The sequence below is a fragment of the Arenimonas sp. genome, assembly GCF_044348765.1.
Lineage (GTDB): Bacteria > Pseudomonadota > Gammaproteobacteria > Xanthomonadales > Xanthomonadaceae > Arenimonas.
The window spans coordinates 1-4,047 of the sequence record NZ_JBIKSE010000066.1; the positions used below are offsets into that span (position 1 = coordinate 1).

Genomic DNA, 4,047 nt, shown 5'->3' on the forward strand with positions numbered 1-4,047 from the left:
CCGGCCTGCGTGGCTAGATTTGCCATGACCTCGAAAGCACGGATGTACTCGGGACGGCAGTCGGGATAACCGGAATAATCGACGGCATTGACGCCGCAGAACACGTCACGGGCACCAAGCACCTCGGCCCAGGACAGCGCCACCGAGAGCATGATGGTGTTGCGGGCCGGCACGTAGGTCACTGGAATACCGCTGGTCGGCGATTCAGGCACGGCAATGTCGGCGGTCAGTGCCGAACCGCCAAAGCTGCGCAGATCGACGTGGACTTCCTTGTGAGCCGCAGCGCTGAGCATGCTGCAGACCCGGTCCGCGGCCTGCAGCTCCGATTCGTGCCGCTGACCGTAATTGACGCTGAGGGCAAAACATTCGAAGCCTTCGGCGCGTGCCATGGCCAGCGTGACCGCCGAATCCATGCCGCCCGAAACCAGCACGACCGCCTTTTTCATCGCCCCTGCTCCTCGCCCCACAACTGTTTGTGCAATTGCATCTGGAAACGCACCGGCAGGCGGTCGGCGACGATCCAGTCGGCCAACTCTCGCGGCGTGACCTGGGTATAGCTAGGGGAGAATAGGACCTCGCAGCAGTCATTCAGCCGACGCGCAACCAGTTCGGCCCTCGCCCACTCGTAATCGGTCCGCGAACAGATGACGAATTTGAGCTGGTCGTGCGGGGTGAGCTGCGCGATATTGCTCCACAGGTTCTGGCCGGACTCGCCGGAATCCGGCGTTTTGATATCGACCACGCGGGAAACACGAATATCGACCGGGCTGATGTCGATGGCACCGGAGGTTTCCAGCGACACTGAAAATCCGGCGGACACCAATGCGTCCAAAAGCAGGATGCAGCGTTTCTGGGCCAGCGGCTCGCCGCCGGTGACGCACACATTCGGTACGCCGAAAGCGGCGACCTTGGCCACGATGTCTTCGATATCCGACCACTCGCCGCCGTAAAAGGCATACGCGGTGTCGCAGTAGGTGCAGCGCAGCGGACACCCGGTCAAACGCACGAATACCGTCGGCAGCCCGGCACTGCGCGTCTCCCCCTGCAGCGACAAGAAGATCTCCGTCAGTTTCAGGCGCGGGGCCGTGCCCGCCGCGGCCTCACTGGCCAAGGCTCAATCCGCGCAGACGGCTTCGCGCCATGTCGGCCACCGGATGCTCCGGATACAAGGCAATCACGCGTTCCAGCTGCTGTTTGCCCTGCGCCGTGTTTTTCAGCTCGAGATGGCAGTACGCCGACTTCAGCAGGGCATCCGGGGCTTTGCCGGAATCGGAAAAGCGTTCCAGCAGAATACCGAAGCTCTTCAGGGCCAATTCGTAACTGGCCGTGGCGTAATAGCTTTCACCCAGCCAATACCAGGCATTCGGCGCCAGGCGGCTGTCCGGATAGGTCTGCAGAAAGCTCTGGAACTGGCCGGCGGCGGTAACGGCATCGCCCTGCTTGATCAGGCTGTTGTAGGCGGCTTGATAGACGGCGTTCTCACCGGCCGCAGCCGGTGCGGGTTTGGCCGGCGGCGCCGGTTTGACCGGAACGGGCGCGGCCGTGGCGGGTTTGGCACTGCCGCCTTCCAGGGCACTGACCCGAGAATCCATATCGATGTACTGCTCGCGATTGCGCTGGCGCGCCTGCTCCAGATCGTTCTGCAACTGCTCGATGATGGCACGCAGTGCCCGGATCTCATCCTGCATCTGCGTCGTCCGGTTGAGCAGTTCCATATTGGCCTGCCCGGCGCCCTGGGTCTGCGTCGCCGCCTGGCTTTCCAGAGCCGCGACACGATCGGCCAGGCTGGCGCGCTGCGCCTGCACCGGCAAGGCGGCAAGCATCAGCACCAGCGTGAATCCGAAAGACAGGCGCATGGCTTACTTCACGCTGTAACTGATTTCAACGCGGCGGTTCTGCGACCAGCAGGATTCGTCGCTGTCGAGGCAGACCGGACGTTCTTCGCCGGAGCTGACCACTTCAATGCGGCCGGTATCGGCGCCGTTGGCGCTGAACGCGGCATTGATGCCGTTACTGCGGCGCTCAGCCAGTGCCATATTGTATTCCCGGGTACCGCGCTCATCGGCATGGCCTTCCAGACGCAAGCGGGCCGCAGGGCGGTCACGCAGATACTTGGCATGGCAGGCCACAATGGCCTGGTATTCCGGCTTCAGCCTGTCTTGGTCGTAATCGAAGTACACCACGCGCTGGCGCAGACAGGTATTGTTGTCCAGATCGGCGGGCCCGAACGCGCCTTCTTCGACGATGGCATTGCCTTGGTCAGCGCTAGTGGCTTGTCCGGAAGTATTGCTACCGGCGTTCGGGTCAGCCGTCTCTTCCTTCACTTTCTTGTTACAGGCCGACAGCAGGACCGCCGTCAGCAATAATACGATTTTGAGTGGTGTTTTCATGGAAACCTCGGGTTGCTACGGATAAAAGGGGAAAGGATTCAACGGTAAGGCGACCAGGCCGGCTCGCGGACATCGCCCTCGGACAGAACCAAGCGTTGACGTACGCGGCCGTCGGCGGAAACGGCGTATAACACGCCACGACGGCCCTGTTTGGTGGCGTACAGGATCATGCTGGCATTCGGCGCGAAACTGGGCGATTCATCCAGATTTCCGGGCGAGATGGTCTGCCAGCGCCCGCTGCCGCCGAAACTGCGGTCGAGCACGGCGATCCGGTAGACATTGCCGGCGCCTTGGGCCATGGCAATTTTCTTACCGTCGAACGAGACGGTGGCACGGGCATTGTATTCGCCACTGAAACTCACGCGCTTGGCTTCGCCACCGCTGGCAGCGACTTGATAGATCTGCGGTTTGCCGCCGCGGTCGGAAGTGAACAGCAGGGACTGGCCGTCCGGCATCCAAACCGCTTCGGTGTCGATGCCGAAGTGGGTGGTGACCTGCTTGAGCGTGCGGCTGGCGATGTCCATGACATAGATTTCCGGGTTACCGGATTTTGACAGGGTCAGCGCCAGTTGGGTTCCATCGGGAGAAAAGGCCGGAGCCCCGTTGATGCCCTTGGCGCTGGACACCGGGTCGGTGGCGCCGACGCCAGTGGCCAGTTCGACGATGTAGACTGCCGAGCTACCCTTCTGGAAGCTGACATAGGCGATGCGTTTGCCATCTGGACTCCAGGCCGGCGACAGCAGCGGCTCGCGTGAACGTACCAGGGTCTGCGGGTTGAAGCCGTCGGAGTCGGCCACCATCAGTCGGTATTCAATGCCCTGGCCAAGACCGGTAGCGGTGACATAAGCGATGCGGGTATCGAAGGCGCCACGCACACCGAGGATTTTTTCATAGATCTGATCGGCAACCTGATGCGCGGCGCGACGCACGTTGCTGGCGCGGGCCGGCATGCTCAGCGACAACAGCGACTGCTGCTTGGCGACATCCATCAATTCATATTGGATGCTGAAATTGCCATCGGCGCCGTCGACAATGCGGCCGACCACCAGAAAATCCTGCTTCAGCTTTTTCCAGTCGGCGAAGCGGACATCGGCACCGCGCAGGGGCTTTTCGGTAATGGCCGCTTCATCCAGCGACTTGAATTGTCCGGACTGGTTCAGATCATCACGGATGACCTTGGCGATATCGTGAGCTGGCGCGGTGCGCGCCCCCTGATAAGGCATCGGCACGATGGCGATGGACAGCGCCGCCTCATTGCCGACCACCACACCTGCATCCAGTGCCTGTGCCAGCGATTGCAAGGGCAGCCAGGCCAGCAGGCAGGTCATCAGGATTTTTCTCATTGGCAGACCTCATCGGGATAACAGAAGGTTAGGCTTACTTTACGCTGAAATACGCTTTCAAAGCCAGCATAGGGCATCGGGGTTTTTTTCAGGGCGCGTTCAATCGACTCGCGGCCCTGGTCATCCAAAGCGCAGGCCCGGAAGGCGATCTCGATCACCTCCCCGCCACGTATTTGGGTGAATTCGACCTGGCAGCGGGTCTGCTCGGGAATCTGCACGGTGTTCCAATTGGCGCGGGCAGTGGCATTGATGGCGGCAAGGTACTTGGCGGTGGCCGAGGTCGCGCTACCGCCGCCACCGGAGGCCCGCTCGGG

The 4,047-nt window shown here is 61.7% G+C and carries 6 protein-coding genes; all 6 read right to left on the minus strand.

The window, feature by feature from the left end:
• On the minus strand, window positions 1-446 hold a 446-nt coding region (locus ACIQ0Q_RS08285), incomplete at its 3' end, for a 7-cyano-7-deazaguanine synthase (RefSeq protein WP_395772467.1).
• Window positions 443-1,111 (minus strand): 7-carboxy-7-deazaguanine synthase QueE, encoded by a 669-nt coding sequence (gene queE / locus ACIQ0Q_RS08290; RefSeq protein ID WP_395772468.1) that lies wholly within the window; start codon window positions 1,109-1,111, stop codon window positions 443-445. The genes queE and ACIQ0Q_RS08285, both read right to left, overlap by 4 nt.
• Entirely contained in the window at window positions 1,101-1,856 is a 756-nt protein-coding gene (gene ybgF / locus ACIQ0Q_RS08295; RefSeq protein WP_395772469.1) for a tol-pal system protein YbgF, read from the minus strand. The genes queE and ybgF overlap by 11 nt, the downstream gene beginning before the upstream one ends.
• 3 nt (window positions 1,857-1,859) lie before the next feature.
• A complete protein-coding gene (pal, locus tag ACIQ0Q_RS08300) occupies window positions 1,860-2,390 on the minus strand; it encodes a peptidoglycan-associated lipoprotein Pal (RefSeq protein WP_395772470.1) in 531 nt (176 codons plus the stop codon).
• A 38-nt stretch (window positions 2,391-2,428) separates the two neighbouring features.
• Window positions 2,429-3,733, minus strand: a complete 1,305-nt coding sequence (tolB, locus tag ACIQ0Q_RS08305; RefSeq protein WP_395772471.1) for a Tol-Pal system beta propeller repeat protein TolB — start codon at window positions 3,731-3,733, stop codon at window positions 2,429-2,431.
• The coding region (locus tag ACIQ0Q_RS08310; protein WP_395772472.1) for a TonB C-terminal domain-containing protein at window positions 3,730-4,047 on the minus strand (318 nt) is incomplete at its 5' end. The genes ACIQ0Q_RS08310 and tolB, both read right to left, overlap by 4 nt.

Excerpts from the sequence above, each read along its gene's own strand:
- ybgF (WP_395772469.1), bottom strand. The coding sequence starts at position 1,856 with ATGCGCCTGTCTTTCGGATTCACGCTGGTGCTGATGCTTGCCGCCTTG.
- pal (WP_395772470.1), bottom strand. The coding sequence starts at position 2,390 with ATGAAAACACCACTCAAAATCGTATTATTGCTGACGGCGGTCCTGCTG.
- tolB (WP_395772471.1), bottom strand. The coding sequence starts at position 3,733 with ATGAGAAAAATCCTGATGACCTGCCTGCTGGCCTGGCTGCCCTTGCAA.